Source organism: Caballeronia glebae, assembly GCF_001545035.1.
In the GTDB taxonomy this organism is placed as follows: domain Bacteria; phylum Pseudomonadota; class Gammaproteobacteria; order Burkholderiales; family Burkholderiaceae; genus Caballeronia; species Caballeronia glebae.
Genome location: NZ_FCOJ02000168.1, coordinates 1 through 1,400 on the forward strand (window position 1 = coordinate 1; position 1,400 = coordinate 1,400).

Here is a 1,400-nt window from a genome sequence, read left to right on the forward strand (position 1 = left end):
CAACTGCTCCATTAATGCATCGTCGAACGTGAACTTGTCATGTTTGATGCGCTCCGCAATATGACGGAATGTGTTTGCGCGCGCCTCCTGCGTAGGGCGCTCTTTGCCACAGGTCAACGCATCGACAAGCTTGTCCTCGAGAGCGCACGGCGAGTTCATGACAAATAACGCGTCGGGCGCGCGAGTAGTACAGAGTGTCGTGGCTGCTAATGCGATCATGGTTCCCTGACTATGCGACATAATAGTCACCGTGTCGCGCGGCGAATGCCTCCGGATATCATCGATTAGGTCAGCGAGACGCTTCGCGGCGTGCGAATAATAGTCTCGTGGCGGCGCGTCTTGCAGGTAACGGTCGGCTTCGGTATTTAGCATCTGCGCATCAATCCCGTAGACGTGCCGCTTCATCCCCATGGCGCTCCAGAGTTGCTGAATATTATTGGTGCCGTTCTGGAATGGGCCTCCGCCCCAGTACCATGGTCCCTTGTCCTGCGCTAGGTCGGCTTTCCAGACATCGGCGCCAAGATCGTTCCGGAGCGCTACTCGCCACTTCTTCTCGTCGCCATCTTTGGCGCGATACCCCCAATAAAAGCGAACTACAGGCGAGCGGCCTTGCTTAAAGATCTGCCTCGGAATGTAGTGTTTTTTGTCCTTGTCGTAGTCTCGGTACTCATTCTGCTTGAGTTCAAATTTAGATTTCCCTTTGAGGTTCAACCTTTCGTTCAAACCCTCACAGAGCCCCTCCTCAGCGTTGTCATACCACTCCCCCTCCGAGTTCACCCCATGCACGAAGATGATTACACCCGGCAAGTGCGGGCCAAGCTTCGCCTGAGCCCATACCTGATAGCTCTCGGGCGTCATATAAGACTCCCAGTAGGGGCGTCCGAAAGCGTCAATCTGCCTCGGCACTTCACGCATCGCCTGCTGCTGTTGCGGGTCGTTCGTTTCAGCCGACTGCTCGTTCTGCATCGTGTCTGTTTCCTGCGTCATACTCAAATTCCACTCGCTTTTTTAAGCTGAAAAATCATGCCTTGCGCAACCTGATCCTTGGTCACAGACGTTTCACCCAATTTGTTCGTCATGCCCTCAATGATTTTTCCGTCGGGTAGCTTGATTCTGTACGCGCGATCTGCAAGTCCGCGGCCAGTCAGCTCGTCGGTCAAGATGAACTTTTCGTTATGGGCGACATTGGCCTGATTAAACTTAGGCAGAGGCATCGAGAGCGATCCAGGCCCTTCCTTCTTGATCTCAATGATCTTGAGGATCAGATTGCCGGCCCCACCGATCTCGACGTTGTCGCCTTGCACCTTGATGTACGCGCTGCCACCACCGCTGAGCACAACACCGTTCGCCGCGTTCGCCGTCAGCGTCCCGGCCGCACTGCACAGCTGCATATTCTGCTG

The 1,400-nt window shown here is 54.9% G+C and carries 1 protein-coding gene and 1 pseudogene; both read right to left on the minus strand.

Annotation, left to right across the window (positions count from 1 at the left end; genetic code table 11):
* A partial coding sequence (locus AWB82_RS38175) for a T6SS effector phospholipase Tle3 domain-containing protein (protein WP_456061750.1) occupies window positions 1-987 on the minus strand: 987 nt, incomplete at its 3' end.
* A 2-nt stretch (window positions 988-989) separates the two neighbouring features.
* A pseudogene (locus tag AWB82_RS36640) lies at window positions 990-1,400 on the minus strand (DUF2345 domain-containing protein); the annotation flags it as partial.